The sequence below is a fragment of the Cupriavidus sp. BIC8F genome (assembly GCF_032465815.1).
Classification (GTDB): domain Bacteria; phylum Pseudomonadota; class Gammaproteobacteria; order Burkholderiales; family Burkholderiaceae; genus Cupriavidus; species Cupriavidus necator.
In genome coordinates, this window is the sequence record NZ_CP136094.1 from 1,134,815 (window position 1) to 1,152,611 (window position 17,797).

A 17,797-nucleotide genomic window follows, 5' to 3' on the forward strand; every position below is an offset into this window, starting at 1 on the left:
TACATGGCCGGCCGCTGGTTGTCCCAAGCCGCGCGGCATTCACCGCCCGGCCTGGTGCATCGGCGGACTGCCCGCCTGGTCGGTCAGGCTTACTTGGCGGGGGAGCCAGCCAGCACCCACTCGACCACGGTCTTCAGGTCGGCGTCGCTGACCGCCGCGTTGGCGGGCATCGGCACCGGGCCCCAGACGCCCGAGCCACCGCTCTTGACCTTCTTGGTCAGGGTCGCCAGGGCGTTCTTGTCGCCCTTGTACTTGGCGGCCACTTCCTTGTAGGAAGGACCGACCAGCTTCTTGTCGACCTGGTGGCAACCCATGCAGGCGTTCTTGTTGGCGATCTCCTGTGCCTTGGCGGCATCGACCGCGTGGGCCGATGCGGCGGCGCCGAGCATCAGCGCTGCGATGACAAACTGCTTCATTGTTAAGCTCTCCAAACTCTGTAAAGCCGTGGGGACGGCAAAGGCCGCTGGGTCGTACTGCAATGGCTTCGCGGCACACACTGGCCGCCGCCTGGGGGCACTGCGGTGGCCAGTCCGCTATTTTGCCTCAAGAATCCAGCCCACCATGGCCTGCACGTCCGAATCCGGGATCTGCGGCTGCGGCGGCATCGGCACGCTGCCCCATGCGCCCTGCCCGCCCGCCTTGACCTTGCGCGCCAGCGCGGCATGCGCGTCCTGGCCCTTGTACTTGCCGGCAATGTCGACAAAGGACGGCCCCACCAGCTTGCGGTCCATCGCGTGGCAGGCCATGCACTGGTACTGGCCGGTGAGGCGCGCTCCCGGCGCGGCCGGCTCCGAAGACGCTGATGCAGCACTTTTTGGTGCGGCATTGCCCGCGGTCACACCGCGCACCGGGCCGAAGGCCCGCTGCTGCTGCGCCAGCTCGCCATGGGCATCGCGGGCATAGTCCGGTATCGACGAGGCAATCACCACCTTGCCGGCGCAGTCCTTCATGCAGGCCGTATTGCGCGTGTCCGGCCGGCCGCGCCCCGGCCATAGTCCGTGGCCGGTGGTCATGCCGTCGCGGTTGGGCATGCGCCGCTGGACCTCGGCGATATTGGCGTCAGACAGCGTGAAGTCGGCCGGGACGATCTCGCCCAGATGCAGCATATAGGCGGTGACCGCGTAGACGTCGCTCACGCTCAGGCTCTTGGGCGCGTTCCACGGCATGGCGCGGTGGATGTAGTCCCACAGCGTGCTGACGGTGCTGACCTTCATCAGCGTGGTGCGGTACGGCTGGTTGCCGGTCATGCCGTCCACGCGGCCGCGCCTGATGTCTTCGGCGGTGGTGCCGCCGACCAGCGGCGAGAACACCTCGTTGGATTCGCCGAAGTCGCCGTGGCACGACGCGCACTTGCCGTCCCAGACCCTCTGCCCCTGCGCCACCGTGCCGCTGCCTCTGGGCAGGCCCTGGAAGTCCGGGCGCACGTCGATGTCCCACGCGGCGACTTCGGCGGGCGTGGCGGTACGGCCAAGTGCCGCGCGCGCGTCAGCCGTGCCTGCCCAGGCCGGGGCGGCGCTGACGGCTGCCAGCACCAGGGCGGCGGCGGTCCTGAGTTCAGCCCACATGGACATTGGACACCTCGCCGCCTGCCGCCACCTGCCAGCTCTGGATCGCGTTGTTGTGGTAAATCGAGCGCGTGCCGCGCACCGCGCGCAGCTGCCCCAGCTTCGGCTGCACATAGCCGGTGTCGTCGATGGCGCGGCTTTGCAGGATGGCGGGGCCGCCGTCCCAGACCCAGTCCAGGTTGAAGCGCGTCAGGCACTTGGACAGCACCGGCGCCTCCAGCCGCGCGGTGCGCCAGTTGCGCCCGCCGTCGGTCGAGACATCGACACGCTTGATGCGCCCGCGCCCCGACCACGCCAGCCCGCTGATGTTGTAGAAGCCCTTGCCCACCAGCTGCTGCCCGCCCGAAGGCGTGGTGATGACCGACTTGCACTCCTGGATCGAGGTGTACTGGCGCAGCTTGCCGTCCGGCATCATGTCCACGTAGTGGATGGTCTCGTCCTTGGCGTTCCAGGGCTGGTCGCCCAGCTCCAGCCGGCGCAGCCACTTGACCCACGACACCCCCTGCACGCCCGGCACCACCAGCCGCAGCGGATAGCCGTTCTCGGGGCGCAGCATTTCGCCGTTCATGCCCCAGGCGACGATGATCTCGTCGGCCAGCTCCATCGGGATGGTGCGCGTCATCGACGAGCCATCGCCGCCTTCGGCCAGCAGGTAGCGGCCGCGGCGCAGGTCGGCGCCGGCATCGTCCAGCAGCACCCGCAGCGGCACACCGGTGAACTCGCAGCACGACAGCATGCCGTGGGTGTACTGGACCGTGGGCACGGCCACATTGCCCCATTCCATGCCGGTATTGGCGCCGCATTCGATGAAATGCATGCGCGATACCGCCGGCAGGCGCATCAGGTCGTCCATGGTGTAGACGCGCGGCGTGCGCACCAGGCCGTTGAGCATCAGCCGGTGATGGGCCGGGTCGATATCGTGCCAGCCCTGGTGGTGGCGCTCGAAATGCAGGCCGTTGGGCGTGATGATGCCGAAGAAGCCCTGCAGCGGCGCGAAGGCCACCGAAGCGGCGGAGACGCGCGTCAGGCCCGGCGACTCGCGCCGCACCAGGTTATTCTCATGCACGGAGGGCTGCCCGTACGGGCGTGCCGCCACCGGCTGGCCGAGCGAGGTGGCCCAGGGCTGCGGCTGCAGGATGGCGGGATCGCCGTCGGCCGCCAGCGCCTGGCGGCCCGCCGTGGCGGCGGCAATCCCCGCGGCGGCGCCGAGGAAGCTCTTGCGCAGGAAGTCGCGCCGCGGCGCGTCCAGGCCGTGCCGGCCGATGTCCTGCTGCAGCGATGCGCTGACGAAGTGCTCGGGCGCGGGCGCAATGCGCCCGGGCCGGTTCCGTTCCTGCAAATCAGTCTCCTCCGGCGCGCTCGCGACGATCGGGGACCGGTCGGCGTGCCTGTTATACGGGGCGCTGCAACGGGTACAGCAGCGATCCGTTTCCTGCCGGAAGAGTGGTAGCGCGGCTAGCTGGCCGTGCGGCGCTTGCGCGCTGACGGCTCTGGTGCCGGCTGTGCCATGAAGCGGTCGACCACGCCGGAGGACAAGGCGCTGTCCTCCAGCCGGCTCGCCACCTGCACGCAGACCGTGCGGCACAGCTCGATCACGCTTTCGTCCGCAATGGCGTAGAACACCAGGTTCGCCTCCTTGCGGCGCGACAGCACGCCCGAGCGGTACATCGCGTTGAGATGCCGCGACACATTGGTCTGCGACGAACCCACCGTCTCGACCACCGTGCTGACTGGCTTCTCGCCATCGCACAAGGCGTGCAGGATCTTCAGCCGCGTCGGCTCCGCCAACAGGCTGAAGTAGCCCGATACCTTTTCGAATACGCGATCCAGCTCTTCCATGGCACCTAATATATTCGTATATGCGTGAATGCGCATATAGTGTTTACCCACTGATGCGGCACAGCATAATCGTGGCGGCGAGGATCAGCGGCGCGCCAGCGCCCTGCCCGCCCACAGGCGCTGGCCGAACACATTGAGCAGCAGCCCGGCCATCACCACGGCCGCGCCCGCCCACTGCGCGCTGGACAGGTCCTCGCCCAGCAGCACATGCGCCGACACCAGTCCCACCACCGGCACCAGCAGCGTCAGCGGCGCCACCTGGCTGGCCGGGTAGCGCGTCAGCAGGCGGCCCCACATGGTGTAGCCGAACACCGTCGCCGCAAAGGCCAGGTAGGCCACGGCGAACACGGCCATGCCCGACACATGGGTGACGCTCTGCACGATGCGCGCCGGGCCCTCGACCCACAGCGACAGCAGCGCGAACGGCACAATCGGGATCAGCGCGCCCCAGATCACCAGCCCCAGCAGGTCGACCGGGCCGATCTTCTTGCTGACGATATTGCCGCTGGCCCAGCAGAACGCCGCGCACAGCGTCAGCACGAAGCCCGCCACGCTCATGCCGCCGGCGCTGCCGGCACCGGCACCGATCAAGGCCAGCCCGCCCGCCGCCACCGCCATGCCTGCAATGTTGTGCCAGCGCACCGGCTCGCCCAGCCACAGCGCCGCAATGGCCAGCGTGAAGAAGGCCTGCGACTGCAGCACCAGCGAGGCCAGTCCGGCCGGCATGCCGACCGCCATGGCGTAGAACAGGAAGGCGAACTGGCCCAGGCTGATGGTGACGCCGTAGGCCAGCAGCAGCCGCCACGGCACGCGCGGGCGCGGCACGAAGAAGATCGCCGGGAACGCCACCAGCAGGAAGCGCAGCGCACCCAGCAGCATCGGCGGCACGCCCGCCAGGCCGACCTTGATGACGACGAAGTTGACGCCCCAGACGCAGACAATGGCGAGGGCGAGGAGACGGTCTCTGGCTTGCATGGGGGGCTGGGGGTGCGGCCCGGCGGAGCGCCGGACAAAACCCGTAGGGTAGCAGCCCGCGGCCTTCGGGGCATGGCTCACGCCTGCCGAGCGGCAGGGCGAGCCGTCCTGTCCCTACCCCAGCATCTCCGCCCAGATGCCCTTTGCCCACGCCAGCGCGTAGTCGCCTTCGAGCTGGTTCGGCGCCTCCGACAACCCGCCCGATCCGGGCACCGTGACCATGGTCTTCTGCGCCGCGTCATAGCGATGCACGCTGGCCACGTGCACCGCCTCGCGGTCGGAGGTGAAGCTGTAGCAGGTGTTGTTGTAAAGCGGCTGCGGGTCGGGTGCCCGGTCCGACAGCAGCGCCACTATGGCCGCCGCCGCGACCTTGCCGTGCTGGTTGGCCATATGGCCCGACTTGGGCATCAGCGGCGCGATCTGGATGGCATCGCCGATCACGTGGATATTGGCCGCGGCGCGCGACTCGAAGGTGACGAAGTCCACCTCGCACCACTTACCATTGGCGGTGGCCAGCCCCGCCGACACCGCGATCGCGCCGGCGCGCTGGGGCGGCAGCACGTTGAGCACATCGACACGCTCGTCGTCCTGCACGTCGAACTTGAGCGTGCGCGTGGCGGGGTCCACATCCACCGCGTTGAACTGCGGCCGGTATTCCACCAGGCCCGGGTACTGCGACGCCCACACCTTGCGGAACAGCCCGGCCTTGGAGGTGATGTCCGGGTTGGCATCGAGGATCAGCACCTTGCTGCGCGGCTTGTGTTGCCTGAAGTAGTACGCCACCTGGCAGGCGCGCTCGTACGGTCCCGGCGGGCAGCGGTACGGCGCCAGCGGGATGCTGATGGCATAGGTGCCGCCGTCCGGCATGGCCTCCAGCTGGCGGCGCAGCGCCACGGTCTGCGGGCCGGCCTTCCACGCGTGCAGGACCTGGTCGCCGCCGGGCTGCTTCAGCCCGGGCAGCGCATCGCTCATCATGTCGACGCCCGGCGACAGCAGCAGGCGGTCGTACGGCAGCGTGGCGCCGCCCGCGAGGCGCACGGTCCGCTTGGCCGGGTCGATGGCCACGGCGGTATCGCGCACCAGCCGCACGCCGTGGCGGCGCACCAGCGCGTCGTACGGCAAGGTCAGGTCCGCCAGCTGCCGGCTGCCGCCGAGCACCAGGTTCGACAGCGGGCAGGAGACAAAGGCCGGATTGGGTTCGACCAGCGTGACCTCGATCGCCTGCCCGCTCCACTCGCGCAGGTAGCGGGCAGCGGTGGCGCCGCCGTAGCCGCCACCCACCACCACCACCTTGGCCGGCGCCGCGGCGCGTGCCGCCCCGACCCCGACCGAACCCAGTACTGCGGCGCCCGCGGCGCCCAGGAAGCTTCGTCTTTGCATGGTAGTCCCCCGCTGTCAGCGCACCGCGGCGAACCACGCCGTGATGGCCGCGATCTGGTCGTCGCTGTAGCCCTTGGCAATCTGGTGCATCACCGTGGCCGGCCGCGTGCCGGCCTTGAAGGCCTGCATCTGCGCGGCCAGTTCCGCCTGCGGGCGGCCCGCCAGCGGCGGGATCGTGCTGCCCGCCGGCGCGCGCCCGGCGGGGCCGTGGCAGCTGGTGCAGGCGGCGGCCTGGCTGCGCGCACGCAGCGCGGCATCGGTGGCAGGGGCGGCACTGTCTGCCGGCAGCGCCGACCGGGCGCCGCAAAGCGCCGCGGCCAGCAGCGCCAGCCGCAGCAACACAGCGGGCCGGGGGAAGATTGTCATGGTCTCGCTCCGTGTGGGGGCCGGCGCTGGGTTCCGCTGGGGGCGGCCGGCGTGGCAACCGTAGCACATCGGGCGGGACGGTGTGCGGTGAAAACCGCAGAAGGACAAACGGCGTCCGCATGAGCGGACGCCGTTGAGATCGGCCCCGGAAGCTGGACCGGGCGCGCTCAGGGCAGGTTGCGGCCCGGCGGCAGCGTCACCGGCGAAGTCACCGGTGCGGCGACCGGGCTGGTGGTCGCCGTGGTGCCAGCGGCGGCACCGGCCGGCGCATCGATCGGACCGCCCACGCCCGGCACCGACTGCACCGGCGCCGGCGTGCCGACGTTGCCGTCGAACGACGGGTTCTGCGAGGTGGAAGCTGCGTCCAGGCGCGCGCGCTCGGTGTCGTTGACGAAGTCGAAGGCCTTGACCACCTTGGTCACGCCCGAGGCATTGCGCGCCACGTCGGTGGCACGGTCGCCCTCGGCCGCGGTCACCACGCCCAGCAGGTAGACCACGCTCTTCTCGGTGGTGATCTTGATCGAGTTGGACGGCACGCCCTCGGCGGTCATCATCAGCGTCTTGACCTTGCTGGTCAGGTAGGCGTCCTGGCTCTGGGTCATGAAGCCGGGCGAGTTGACGATCTCAAGCTCGTTGATCACCACGCGCGCATTGGGCAGGCCGCGCACGTACTGTTCGATCTGCTGCTTGACGTTGTCGTTGCTGGCCTCGCCGGTCAGCAGCACCTTGCGGTTGAACACGGTCACGTTGACGCGTGCCTGGCCGCTGTAGCGCGAGTTGATGGTGTTCTCGGCCTCGAGCTGCAGGCCGCGGTCCACGGTCTGGGTGGCGGCCGGGCGGCGGTCGGTGGCCATGGCCACGCCGGTCCCCATGGCGCCGGCGATCACGGGGAAGCAGCCGGCGAGCTGGGTGGCGCAGACCAGCACGGCCGCCGCGGCCAGGCTGGCGCGGCCAAGGCCGGAGGTGCGGGAAGGATGGCGCGCGCCGGCGCCGTTCCGGGGGGCTTGCGTAGTGGGCAGGTTCGTCATGCGGTCCTTGCTGTGGCTGGATGTTGGGAATGGGAGGAAGGGCAGCATCAGGCTTCCCCGAGCAGTGCCTCGTCGATGCCGTCGCACAGGCAATGCAGGGTCAGCAGGTGCACTTCCTGGATGCGCGCGGTGCGCTCGCTCGGCACGCACAGGTGGATATCGAATTCATCGAGCAGGCCGGCGATGGTGCCGCCGCCCTTGCCGGTCAGCGCGATCACGGCCATCTCGCGCTGGCGCGCGGCTTCGATGGCGGCGATCACATTGGCCGAATTGCCCGAGGTGGAAAGCGCCAGCAAGATGTCGCCGGGCTGGCCCAACGCCTCGACCTGCTTGGAAAACACCTTGCTGAAGTCATAGTCGTTGCCGATCGCGGTCAGGATCGAGCTGTCGGTGGTCAGTGCGATCGCGGCCAGGCCCGGGCGCTCGCGCTCGAAGCGCCCGACCAGTTCGGCGGCAAAGTGCTGCGCATCGGCTGCGGAGCCGCCGTTGCCGCAGGCCAGGATCTTGTTGCCGCTGGTCAGCGCGCCGACCATCCGCTCCACGGCGGCGTTGATATAGGGGGCCATCTCCGCCGCGGCATGTCGCTTGGTCTCGGCGCTGTCTAGAAACTGTTGCTGGATACTGTCGATACTCATGGCTCTGGGGGCCTTGTTGTTGCCATTGCGATCCGCGGATCGTACCTTAGGGTCTGCCGCGCATTATGAACCAGCCCCGGCGGCATCCTGGTCAAAGGCATGCTGCAGCCAGTCCAGCCGGCCCGGTTCCAGGGCCACCACGTCGAAGCGGCACGGCGGCACCTGCGCCAGTGTGGCCAGGTAGTGCGCGGCCGCCAGCAGCACGCGGCGCTGCTTGGCCGGCGTGACGCTGGCCGCCGCGCCGCCGAAGCCCCGGCCGCTGCGCTGGCGCACCTCCACGAACACCAGCGTGCCGTCCGGCGCGCGCATGACCAGGTCGATCTCGCCGCCTTTGCAGCGATAATTGCGAACCACGGGCTCCAGGCCCTGGCGCCGCAGGTGTGCCAGGGCCCGGTCCTCTGCCTGCGCACCGCGTCGCTGTGTGGTTTGCAACTGCGTGGTGGATTTGAATGATCGCATCAACGGAAGTTCTCAAGCATGAGTGACTGGATCTCCCTGGCGGCCAGCCAGTCCTACCCGGCCGGCACCCTTTATGTCGTGGCCACGCCCATCGGCAACGTCGCCGACCTGTCGCTGCGCGCGCTGCATGTGCTCGGCCTGGCCGACGCCGTGGCCTGCGAAGACACCCGCAATACCGGCCAGCTGCTGTCGCGCGTGGGCCTGCAGCGGCCGCTGGTGGCCGTGCACGAGCACAACGAGCGCGAGGCCGCGGGCCGCATCGCGGCGCGCCTGGCAGCCGGCGAGCGCATCGCCTACGTCTCGGATGCCGGTACGCCGGGCATCTCCGACCCGGGTGCGCGCCTGGTCGAGGCGGTGCGCGCCGCCGGCCATCCGGTGGTGCCGCTGCCCGGGCCCAGTGCCGCGGTGGCCGCGCTGTCGGTGGCGGGCGACATGCTCGATGCCGGTGAGGGCCGCTTCACCTTTGTCGGCTTCCTGCCCAGCAAGCCCAAGGCGCGCACCGAGGCCATCGCCCGGCTGGCGGCGCTGGACCACGCCTGGGTCTGCTACGAGGCGCCGCACCGCATTGCCGACACGCTGGCCGCGCTGGCCGCGGGCCTGCCAGGCGAGCGCCGGCTGCTGGTCGGGCGTGAACTGACCAAGCTGTTCGAGGACATCGCGGTGCTGCCGGTGGCGCAGGCGCCGGCCTGGCTGGCCGCCGACCCGAACCGGGCCAAGGGGGAATTTGTGCTGGTGGTGCAAGGCGCTGGCGCCGCAACTGCTGCGGACGGCTTGCCGGATGCCGAAGCCCAGCGCGTGCTGGCGCTGCTGCTGGCGGAACTGCCGGCCAAGCGCGCCGCCAAGCTGGCGGCCGCCATCACCGGCGCCGGCACCGATGCGCTCTACCAGCTGGCGCTGGCGCAGCGCGCGGGACAGGCAGAGGACTGACGCGGCCCGCGCGTGGTCCCGGGATGGGGAGGAGGAAAGTAAAGCGGAGGTGTCAGCGCGCGGCGGCATGCGGCGGCGCTGCCCTGGTCAGCGCCGTGTGCGCCTGACGGTCTTGCCGCTGGCCCTGGTCGACTTGCGCGCCTTGGCAGGCGCCAGCGAGTTGGCCAGTTCCGGCACGGATACGTCGTCGTCGCCGCTGCCGTCGCCGGCCTCGGTGCCGCCGGCATCGACCTGCGGACCCAACGCGGCCACTTCGGTGCGCGTCAGGCGGCGGATTTCGACGTTCGTCGCGCCGCGTTCGACAAAGCCAAGGCGGCGTGCGGCTCCGAAGGACACGTCCAGTACGCGGTTGCCGTGGTACGGCCCGCGGTCATTGATGCGCAGCACTGCTACCTTGTTATTGCGCAGGTTGCGCACCAGCACCCAGCTGTCGAGCGGCAGCGAAGGATGGGCGGCGGTCATGGCGCGCATGTCGAAGCGTTCGCCGTTGGCGGTCTTGCGGCCGTGGAAGCCCTTGCCGTACCAGGACGCGACGCCGCGCTGCTCGAACGTGCCGATGTCGGCGCGCAGGCCTTCCAGAGAGCTGCCGCTGCGGCCTTCGTCCGCGTCATAGCCGAACAGGTTCCAGCTGCCGCTGTCCGACGCACGCGCGGACTTGTCGGCGTCGGTGCGATCGGTCTTGCCGGCCTTACCGTTCTTTGCCGCGCGCGTGGGCACGGCGCCAGCGTTGTCGTTGCTTGCGTTGCCGCCTTCAGGGGGCGTGGCACAGGCGGCCAGCACCACGGCGCATGCGGTGCATGCGCCGAGCCTGGCCAGCCGTTGCCAGCGCTTGATGAGAGCGGAGATCCGTAACATGGGCGGCATGTCTAACATTGACTCTTTACGACTATCTCTTTCAATTTGTTACGAAGTCTGTGCGATTTCGCACCATCGTGGCCCATCTACCCGGAATCCCGCTTGTAGCAAGGGATTTCCGCCCGAGAGCGGCTTCCGCGACGGGTAACGCATAAAGCACGCGACTTGCATCGGGGGCGGTGAATCGCCGCCCGGCGCTACAATGCTGGGCACCGCCCGCCGTCCGTGCAGGCCAGTCCGTGGCGCCCGGCCAGAAGGCGTCCGGCGCACAAGAAATCGTCCATGAAAGCCCTGCTCATTCCCGTCACGCCCTTCCAGCAAAACTGTTCGCTGCTGATCGATGAAAGCACCGGCCGCGCCGCGGTCTGCGATCCCGGCGGCGACCTGGATCGCATCCGCGCGGCGGTCAAGGAGCAAGGCGTCACGCTGGAAAAGATCTTCCTGACGCATGGCCATGTCGATCACTGCGCCGGCGCCCCGGCGCTCGCGCGCGAGCTGGGCATCCCGATCGAAGGCCCGCAGCAGGACGAGCGCTTCTGGATCGAGCAGCTGCCCGAGCAGACGCGCCGCTTCGGCTTCGGCCAGGCCGAGAGCTTCGAGCCAGACCGCTGGCTGGAGAACGGCGACACCGTGCAGTTCGGCAACGAGACGCTGGAGGTCTACCACTGCCCCGGCCACACGCCCGGCCACGTGGTGTTCTTCTCACGCGCCAACCGGCTGGCAGTGGTGGGCGACGTGCTGTTCGCCGGCTCGATCGGCCGCACCGACTTTCCGCGCGGCAACCACGCCGACCTGATCCGCTCGATCCGCACGCGGCTGTGGCCGCTGGGCGAGGACGTGACCTTCATCCCCGGGCACGGCCCGGTCTCCACATTCGGCGAGGAACGCCGCAACAACCCGTTCGTGGCCGATCACCTGATCGACGTGGGCTGAGGCCGTGGCCAAGCGACAGGCGCCCGACACCCGCCCGGAGATCTACGTCAGCACCGACGTGGAGGCCGACGGCCCGATCCCGGGCCCGCATTCGATGCTGTCGTTCGCGTCCGCGGCGATGCTGGCGGACAAGACCGTGGTGGGCACCTTCTCCGCCAACCTCGAGACCCTGCCCGGCGCCGCCGGCCACCCGGTGCAGATGCAGTGGTGGCAGACCCAGCCCGAGGCCTGGAGCGCCTGCCGGCGCGACCTGCAGCGGCCCGAGGACGCCATGGTCCGCTATGTCGAATGGGTCGAGAGCCTGCCCGGCAAGCCGGTCTTCGTGGCCTTCCCGGCCGGCTTCGATTTCACCTGGATGTTCTGGTACATGATGCGGTTCGCCGGGCGCTCGCCCTTTGGCTGGGCCGCCCTCGACATCAAGACGCTGGGCTTTGCGCTGACCGGGCGCCCCTATCGCAAGACCGTCAAGGCGGCCTTCCCCGCCGCCTGGATGGATCCGCTGCCGCACACCCATGTGGCTCTGGACGATGCGCTCGAACAGGGTGCGCTGTTCTGCAACATGCTGGCTACGCTGCGTGAGCGCGAGGCTGCACTGGCCAGCTTGGTACCCGATGCGGAAACGGACGGTAGCGAGCCCTCACCTTCGCCCGAGCAACCCTGAACCGGTTGCTGCGCCGCGGCAGCCCCGGCGGCACGCCCCTTGCAGGCTTGCGTTCGCATCTGACGCCAGCGCGCCTATAGTAGAAGCGGATATGGCGTACCGGGCGAAACGAGCCACAGAGTATCCGGCGCACTTGCGCAGCCACGCCATGCCGTTTGAGCCATGTTGCCCGGACCGCGCCGCGCCTGCCGAGGAGGTGTCGATCATGCGTTTTCCTACCGACCTGCACTTGAGAGACCTGGCCGGCCGGATCCATTGGCCGCATGCCACGCGGGGCGCCACGCCCATTACCCATCGCCACACCTCGGATGAGGACGCCGAAGTCGCCAAGGCCACGCTATACATCAGCACAGTGACGCTGGTGGTGCTGCTGGTCGTGCTGGCGGCCATCGCTTTCGGTCAGGAGGCCATGCACTGGCTGGGTGTTCATTAGACGACCCGCCTGAAGCTGTTTGCCTCAAGCACCGGCCGGCCCCCACAACGTGGGGGCCGGTTTTATTCGGGGCCGTGCATTGGCTGGCTCAGGCCAGCAGCGGCGCCACGTTCTCGGGCGGCCGGCCGATCGCGGCGCGGCGGTTGCGCACCACCACCGGACGCTGCATCAGGATCGGGTTGTCGGCCACGGCGGCCAGCAGCTCGGCCTCGGTCAGGCCGGGATCGGCCAGGCCCAGCTCGGCATACGGCGCTTCGTTGTCGCGCAGCATCTCGCGCACCGGCACGCCCAGCATGGTGTGCAACCAACGCAGCGTGGCCAGCGACGGCGGCTCTTTCAGGTATTCCACGATTTCCACCGGTTCGCCCAGCCGCTCGATGGCGGCCTGGACCAGGGCGAGCGTTTCGCGCGACTTGGAGCAGCGGGGGTTGTGGTAGATGGTGATCATGGCAGGGTCCTTTCTTGTCGTTGCCGTGCCCCGCCCCGGGGCGTTGGCACTAATGCGGTGCAAATCAATCCGCACTATATACAAGACACCGGCCCTCGCGCAGCATCACGCTGGTGCATGTGCCCGGCACGCATCCTGCGTTGCCCCAAGTCCTTGCATAGGGCGCCATTCCCGATGACTTCCACTACCCTTTCCGCCACGACGCCGTCCGCCGGCACGCGCAAACCCTTCACCCTGCGCGACGCCACGCCCGCCGACGTCTCCGCCATCCACGCCATCTACGCGCACCATGTGCTGCACGGCCGCGCCTCGTTCGAGGAAGCGCCGCCGAGCCTGGACGAGATGCAGCAGCGTTTTGCCGAAGTGCAGCGCAAGGGCCTGCCCTACCTGGTCGCCGTGCGCGACGGCGAGGTGCTGGGCTATGCCTATGCCTCGTCCTACCGCGCGCGCAGCGCCTATCGCTTTGCCATCGAGGACTCGATCTATGTCGACCACCGCCGCGTCGGCGAGGGCCTGGGCCAGGCCCTGCTGGCCGAACTGGTCGCCCGCTGCGAGACCGGGCCCTGGCGCCAGATGGTCGCCGTGATCGCGTGCACCGCAGGCGGCGAAGGCACGGGTTCGCTGGCCGTGCATGAACGGCTGGGCTTCCGCACCGTCGGCCGGCTGGAGGCGGTGGGGTTCAAGCACGGGCAATGGATCGATACGGTGCTGATGCAGCGGGTGCTGGGGGTGGGGGCGACGACGCTGCCGGAGTAGGCGGATCGACCTGGACGGCTTCAGCCAAGTCCTAAAAAACAAAAACGCCACGGATTCCTCCGTGGCATCTTGCGCAGCAAAGCCCGGCGCCTGCCGGCGCCCAAGCCTTACTTCATCAGGTCCGACAGCGCCAGCGCCACCACCTTGGTCGCACGGTTCAGGTCGTTCAGGCGCAGGTTCTCGTCCGAGTTATGGCCACGGGCTTCCATCAGCGTGCGCGGGCCGGCGCCGTACAGCACGGTCGGGATGCCGCGCTTGGTGTAGTGGCGCGCGTCGGTGTAGAGCGGCACGCCTTGCACCGGGATCTCCACGCCGAACACGGACTCGGCACGGCTCTTCAGGGCGCCGATCAGCTTTTCCACGCCCGGCAGTTCCGACAGCGGCTCGGCCAGGATGATGCGCTCGACCTTCACTTCGATGCCCGGACGGTCCTTGGCGGCCTTTTCCACCACGGCGCGGATCTCGCCTTCGGCGTTGAAGCCGATTTCCTCGGGGATCATGCGGCGGTCGACGCGGAAAGTCACCAGGTCAGGCACCACGTTGGTGTTGATGCCGCCCTTGATCAGGCCCACGTTCAGCGTGGCGGTGTCGATGCCCGGCACCTTCGACTTGCGCGTGGCCAGCTCGGCACGCAGGCCGTAGATGGCTTGCAGGATGTGGGTGGCGGCTTCGATCGCGTCCACGCCGGTATGCGGCATGGCGGCGTGGCCCTGCTTGCCCTTGACCGTCACTTCGACGTGCAGGCAGCCGTTGTGCGACGAGGTGATGCCGTACGAGAAGCCGGCCGAGATGGCGTAGTCGGCCTTGCTCAGGTTGTTGTCGAGCAGGAACTTGGGACCGATGTCGCCGCCGGTTTCCTCGTCATAGGTGAACTGCAGCTCGACCGCGCCGTTGATCTTCGCGCCCTGCTTCTCGGCTTCCATCAGCGCCAGCACGGCGTAGGTGTAGGTGGCGAAGTCCGACTTGGACACCGCCACGCCGCGGCCGTACATGACCGGGCCGTGCTCGCTGTCGGCCACTTCGCCGCCGTACGGGTCCTTGGTCCAGCCCAGGCCCGGGGGCACCACGTCGCCGTGGGCGTTCATGGCGATGGTCGGGCCGCCCGTGCCGAACTGCTTGCGCACGATCAGGTTGGTGGCGCTGATCATGCCGGCTGCCTTCACCAGCTCGTCCGGCACCTTGTGCGCCTCCACCGTGAAACCCAGGCCCTCCAGCAGTTCCTTGGCGCGCTTGCCATGGGCTTCGCAGTCGCCTGCGGGGTTGTCCGAGGGCACCTTGACCAGTTCGGCCAGGAAGGCTTCCTGTTCCGGACGGTGCTGGTCGATGAATTGCGTCAGCGTGGTTTCAGTGGGGTTCATATTGTCTCGTGCGGTCATGACTTGTTCTCTCAACTACGGAGGAGGGTTCGGGTGGGTTCCGGGGAATCTGCGCTGGCTTACTGCGGCAGGCAGAAGTGCTCGACGAAATCGCTGAACACGCGCGCGGACAGGGCTGCATCCTCGGCGGTCATGGTTTCGGTGGGATGGTGGCTGATGCCGCCGTTGCCGCAGCGCACAAACAGCATGGCGACGTCGGCGATGGCGGCAATGGCCATGGCGTCGTGGCCGGCGCCCGACGGCAGGTGGCGCACCGGCACGCCCTGGCGGGCAATCGCGGCGGCCCATTGCTCTTGCAGCCACGGGGCGCAGGGGACGCTCTTCGCCTCATGAGTCCTGCGGACCTGCGGGCGCACGTTGCGGCGCGCGCACACGCGCTCGATCTCGGCCAGCACGTCGTTGACGGCGGCCTCGCGCTCGGCGTCAGCGCCCGAGCGGATGTCGATGGAGAACACCGCGTGGCCGGGCACCACGTTGGCGGCGCCGTTGGGCACGTTGAACTGGCCGACCGTGCCGACCAGGCCCGGCTTGCCGCCGCAGCGCTTCTCGATATACAGGCCGATCTCGGCCCCGGCCATGGCGGCGTCGCGGCGCATGTCCATCGGCACCGTGCCGGCGTGTCCGGCCAGGCCTTCGAGCTCGACGATAAAGCGGGTGGCGCCAGAGATGGCGGTCACCACGCCCACCGGCAGGTTTTCATTGAGCAGCACCGGGCCTTGTTCGATATGGACTTCGATGAAGGCCGCGACCTTGCTGCTGTCATGCTTGGCGGCGGGCAAGGCAGCGGCGTCGAAACCGGCCTCACGCATCACTTCACGCATGGTCTTGCCGGAGTCGTCGACGTTGTCGAGCACGTTGTTGTCGAAGGTCCCTGCGATGGCGCGGCTGCCCAGCAGGGTGGCCTTGAAGCGCACGCCCTCTTCCTCGGCAAAGCCGACCACCTCGATCGCAAATGGGAAGCGCTTGCCCTGGCGGTTCCATTCGGCCACGCACGCGGTCGGCAGGATCACGCCCAGGTTGCCGTCATAGCGGCCGCCGTCGCGCACGGTGTCGAAGTGCGAACCGGTCAGCAGCGCGGGCGCGTCGGGTGTGGTGCCCTCATAGCGGCCGATCACGTTGCCGGCGGCGTCGCGCCGCACCGTCATGCCGGCCTGCTGCATCCATTCGGTCAGCTGCGCGGCGGCGCCGTGGTGGGCCTCGGTCAGGTAGGTACGGGTGAGCATGCCGGGCTGCTCGGTGTGGACGGCCAGGGCGTCGGCCCAGGCCATGATGCGCGTGCCAGTCTCTGCGGCGGACGGCGACGGATTTGCTGCCATGCGTTGTCTCCTGCTGGAAGTGCGTGAACGCCGCGGCGGGTGGTCCGGCAAGGCCCGCCGGCGTCTGCCGCAAGGCCTGCCGGCGCGGGCGGGGCGCCCGGGCCGAAGCTCTATTCTGTGCGATTCATGGTAGCACAGTGAATTCAAAAATTGCATACAAAAATGATATGCACTATATTCGCTTCCACGTTCAGACAATTTGCCGCGGACAATCCGGTCCGGACAGGCGATTGCGTGGATTCCGCCTCAACAGGGGGGCTGTCCGCGAGGTGGCGCGCTCCCGACCCGGAAGCCCCGCACGGAACGTAAGGCCGGCAGCCACCCGCCAGTAGAGCAGTACGGGGCCGCCGGTGATTCCTGGATCAGATGGGCCAGCCAGCACCAGCCAATGCACAGGCGCCGGACCGGCCCGGTACGGAGACAACCATGCAGCATGCAGTTCCCTCGCAGCCCCGCCCCGGCACCCCCCAGCCCCGTTTGCATACCCGCTTCACCCGTTCGCTGTTTGGCCAGGTGCTGATTGCCCTGGTGATTGGCACGGCACTCGGCCTGGCCTTCCCCGAGTTCGCCGCCAAGCTCAAGCCGCTTGGCGATGCCTTTATCAAGCTGATCAAGATGCTGATCGGCCCGATCGTGTTCTGCGTGGTGGTGGCCGGCATCTGCGGTGCGGGCGAGCTGAAGAAGGTCGGCCGCGTCGGCATCAAGGCGGTGGTGTACTTCGAGATCGTCACCACCATCGCGCTGGCGCTGGGCATCCTGCTGGCCTATGTGTTCCAGCCCGGCGTCGGCATGAATGTCGACCCGCGCTCACTCGACGCGTCGGCCATCGCCGGCTATATCGACAATGCCACCAAGGTGAAGGACCAGGGCACCGTCGATTTCCTGCTCAAGCTGATCCCCAATACCGTGTTCGGTGCCTTTGCCAATGGAGACGTGCTGCAGGTACTGGTGGTATCGATCCTGTTCGGCTGCGCGCTGTCGCTGGTGGGTGAGCCGGGCCGGCCGCTGGTCAGGCTGATCGATACCTTCTCGCACACGCTGTTCAAGATGATGGGCTTCATCATCAAGCTGGCGCCGCTGGGCGTGCTGGGCGCGGTGGCCTTTACCGTGGGCAAGTACGGTATCGGCTCGCTCAAGCAGCTCGGCTTCCTGGTGTTCCTGTTCTACGGCGCGGTGGCCATCTTCGTGCTGGTGGTGCTGGGCACGATCATGCGCGTGTGCGGTTTCTCGGTGATCAAGCTGATCCGCTACCTGCGCGCCGAGCTGCTGGTGGTGCTCGGCACGGCCTCGTCCGACAGCGTGCTGCCGCAGGTGATGAAGAAGCTGGAGTTCATGGGCATCAAGAAGTCGGTGGTGGGCCTGGTGATCCCGACCGGCTACTCGTTCAACCTGGATGCGTTCTCGATCTACCTGACGCTGGCCGCGGTCTTTATCGCGCAGGCGACCAACACGCCGCTGGCGCTGGGCGACCTGCTCGGCATCCTGGCGGTGGCGCTGGTCACCTCCAAGGGCGCGCACGGCATCCCCGGCTCGGCCATCGTGATCCTGGCGGCGACGCTGTCGGCGCACCCGGCGATTCCCGCCATCGGACTGGTGCTGGTGTTGTCGGTGGACTGGTTCATCGGCATTGCCCGCGCGCTCGGCAACCTGATCGGCAACTGCGTGGCGACCGTGGTGGTGGCCGCCTGGGAGAAGGATATCGACCGCGAACGGGCCCATGGCGTGCTCAACGGCACCATTGAAGCGACCGACCTGGATGCGGGTCTGGCCGCGATGGCGGAGGACGGCGTGGACGCCGGATCTCCGGTCGCCGTGCCAGGGCGATAGAATCACGCATCTCCCCAA

The 17,797-nt window shown here is 68.6% G+C and carries 20 protein-coding genes; 6 read left to right on the plus strand and 14 right to left on the minus strand.

Annotation, left to right across the window (positions count from 1 at the left end; genetic code table 11):
* Positions 1-89: 89 nt before the first annotated feature.
* The 10 genes from RS901_RS05355 to RS901_RS05400 form a co-directional block, all read right to left on the minus strand.
* Entirely contained in the window at positions 90-416 is a 327-nt protein-coding gene (locus RS901_RS05355; protein WP_316151817.1) for a c-type cytochrome, read from the minus strand.
* 117 nt (positions 417-533) lie between these two features.
* The gene (locus RS901_RS05360; RefSeq protein WP_316151818.1) at positions 534-1,571 is read right to left on the minus strand and encodes a c-type cytochrome; all 1,038 of its coding nucleotides are present in this window, start codon (positions 1,569-1,571) and stop codon (positions 534-536) included.
* Entirely contained in the window at positions 1,555-2,904 is a 1,350-nt protein-coding gene (gene soxC / locus RS901_RS05365; RefSeq protein WP_316151819.1) for a sulfite dehydrogenase, read from the minus strand. Before soxC ends, RS901_RS05360 begins: the two co-directional genes overlap by 17 nt.
* Positions 2,905-3,020: 116 nt before the next feature.
* Positions 3,021-3,440 (minus strand): metalloregulator ArsR/SmtB family transcription factor, encoded by a 420-nt coding sequence (locus tag RS901_RS05370; protein ID WP_316151820.1) that lies wholly within the window; start codon positions 3,438-3,440, stop codon positions 3,021-3,023.
* 48 nt (positions 3,441-3,488) lie between these two features.
* Positions 3,489-4,379: an EamA family transporter gene (locus tag RS901_RS05375; RefSeq protein ID WP_316151821.1), complete on the minus strand. Its 891-nt coding sequence runs from the start codon at positions 4,377-4,379 to the stop codon at positions 3,489-3,491.
* Between the two features lie 114 nt (positions 4,380-4,493).
* The gene (locus tag RS901_RS05380; protein WP_316151822.1) at positions 4,494-5,759 is read right to left on the minus strand and encodes an NAD(P)/FAD-dependent oxidoreductase; all 1,266 of its coding nucleotides are present in this window, start codon (positions 5,757-5,759) and stop codon (positions 4,494-4,496) included.
* Between the two features lie 15 nt (positions 5,760-5,774).
* Positions 5,775-6,125: a c-type cytochrome gene (locus tag RS901_RS05385; protein ID WP_316151823.1), complete on the minus strand. Its 351-nt coding sequence runs from the start codon at positions 6,123-6,125 to the stop codon at positions 5,775-5,777.
* A 167-nt stretch (positions 6,126-6,292) separates the two neighbouring features.
* Positions 6,293-7,153 (minus strand): BON domain-containing protein, encoded by an 861-nt coding sequence (locus tag RS901_RS05390; RefSeq protein WP_316151824.1) that lies wholly within the window; start codon positions 7,151-7,153, stop codon positions 6,293-6,295.
* A gap of 47 nt (positions 7,154-7,200) precedes the next feature.
* On the minus strand, positions 7,201-7,788 hold the full coding sequence (locus RS901_RS05395) for a phosphoheptose isomerase (RefSeq protein WP_316151825.1): 588 nt from the start codon (positions 7,786-7,788) through the stop codon (positions 7,201-7,203).
* Between the two features lie 63 nt (positions 7,789-7,851).
* Positions 7,852-8,247, minus strand: coding sequence for a YraN family protein (locus tag RS901_RS05400; protein ID WP_316151826.1), 396 nt, complete (start codon positions 8,245-8,247; stop codon positions 7,852-7,854).
* A gap of 18 nt (positions 8,248-8,265) precedes the next feature.
* Between RS901_RS05400 and rsmI the strand changes: the two genes are divergently transcribed.
* Positions 8,266-9,174: a 16S rRNA (cytidine(1402)-2'-O)-methyltransferase gene (rsmI, locus tag RS901_RS05405; RefSeq protein WP_316151827.1), complete on the plus strand. Its 909-nt coding sequence runs from the start codon at positions 8,266-8,268 to the stop codon at positions 9,172-9,174.
* Positions 9,175-9,261: 87 nt separating this feature from the next.
* On the opposite strand, the gene RS901_RS05410 is transcribed toward rsmI, so the two are convergent.
* Positions 9,262-10,029, minus strand: a complete 768-nt coding sequence (locus RS901_RS05410; protein ID WP_316151828.1) for a septal ring lytic transglycosylase RlpA family protein — start codon at positions 10,027-10,029, stop codon at positions 9,262-9,264.
* Between the two features lie 282 nt (positions 10,030-10,311).
* Here RS901_RS05410 and RS901_RS05415 point away from each other — a divergent pair, with 282 nt between their 5' ends.
* From RS901_RS05415 to RS901_RS05425, 3 genes are all read left to right on the plus strand, one after another.
* The gene (locus RS901_RS05415) at positions 10,312-10,962 is read left to right on the plus strand and encodes an MBL fold metallo-hydrolase (protein ID WP_316151829.1); all 651 of its coding nucleotides are present in this window, start codon (positions 10,312-10,314) and stop codon (positions 10,960-10,962) included.
* Between the two features lie 4 nt (positions 10,963-10,966).
* On the plus strand, positions 10,967-11,623 hold the full coding sequence (locus RS901_RS05420) for an exonuclease (protein ID WP_316151830.1): 657 nt from the start codon (positions 10,967-10,969) through the stop codon (positions 11,621-11,623).
* Between the two features lie 205 nt (positions 11,624-11,828).
* On the plus strand, positions 11,829-12,056 hold the full coding sequence (locus tag RS901_RS05425) for a hypothetical protein (protein WP_115213306.1): 228 nt from the start codon (positions 11,829-11,831) through the stop codon (positions 12,054-12,056).
* Positions 12,057-12,144: 88 nt separating this feature from the next.
* Here the strand turns inward: RS901_RS05425 and arsC are convergent, their stop codons facing one another.
* Positions 12,145-12,504 carry an arsenate reductase (glutaredoxin) gene (arsC, locus tag RS901_RS05430; RefSeq protein ID WP_316151831.1) on the minus strand — a complete coding sequence of 120 codons (360 nt, stop codon included), beginning with the start codon at positions 12,502-12,504 and terminating at the stop codon, positions 12,145-12,147.
* A 174-nt stretch (positions 12,505-12,678) separates the two neighbouring features.
* Here arsC and RS901_RS05435 point away from each other — a divergent pair, with 174 nt between their 5' ends.
* Positions 12,679-13,260: an N-acetyltransferase family protein gene (locus RS901_RS05435; RefSeq protein WP_316151832.1), complete on the plus strand. Its 582-nt coding sequence runs from the start codon at positions 12,679-12,681 to the stop codon at positions 13,258-13,260.
* A gap of 107 nt (positions 13,261-13,367) precedes the next feature.
* Here RS901_RS05435 and RS901_RS05440 read toward each other — a convergent pair whose 3' ends face one another.
* A complete protein-coding gene (locus tag RS901_RS05440) occupies positions 13,368-14,636 on the minus strand; it encodes a M20/M25/M40 family metallo-hydrolase (RefSeq protein WP_316151833.1) in 1,269 nt (422 codons plus the stop codon).
* Between the two features lie 59 nt (positions 14,637-14,695).
* The gene (locus tag RS901_RS05445; RefSeq protein ID WP_316151834.1) at positions 14,696-15,952 is read right to left on the minus strand and encodes an allantoate amidohydrolase; all 1,257 of its coding nucleotides are present in this window, start codon (positions 15,950-15,952) and stop codon (positions 14,696-14,698) included.
* Positions 15,953-16,378: 426 nt separating this feature from the next.
* Here RS901_RS05445 and RS901_RS05450 point away from each other — a divergent pair, with 426 nt between their 5' ends.
* Positions 16,379-17,779 carry a C4-dicarboxylate transporter DctA gene (locus tag RS901_RS05450; RefSeq protein ID WP_041228234.1) on the plus strand — a complete coding sequence of 467 codons (1,401 nt, stop codon included), beginning with the start codon at positions 16,379-16,381 and terminating at the stop codon, positions 17,777-17,779.
* Positions 17,780-17,797: the final 18 nt, after the last annotated feature.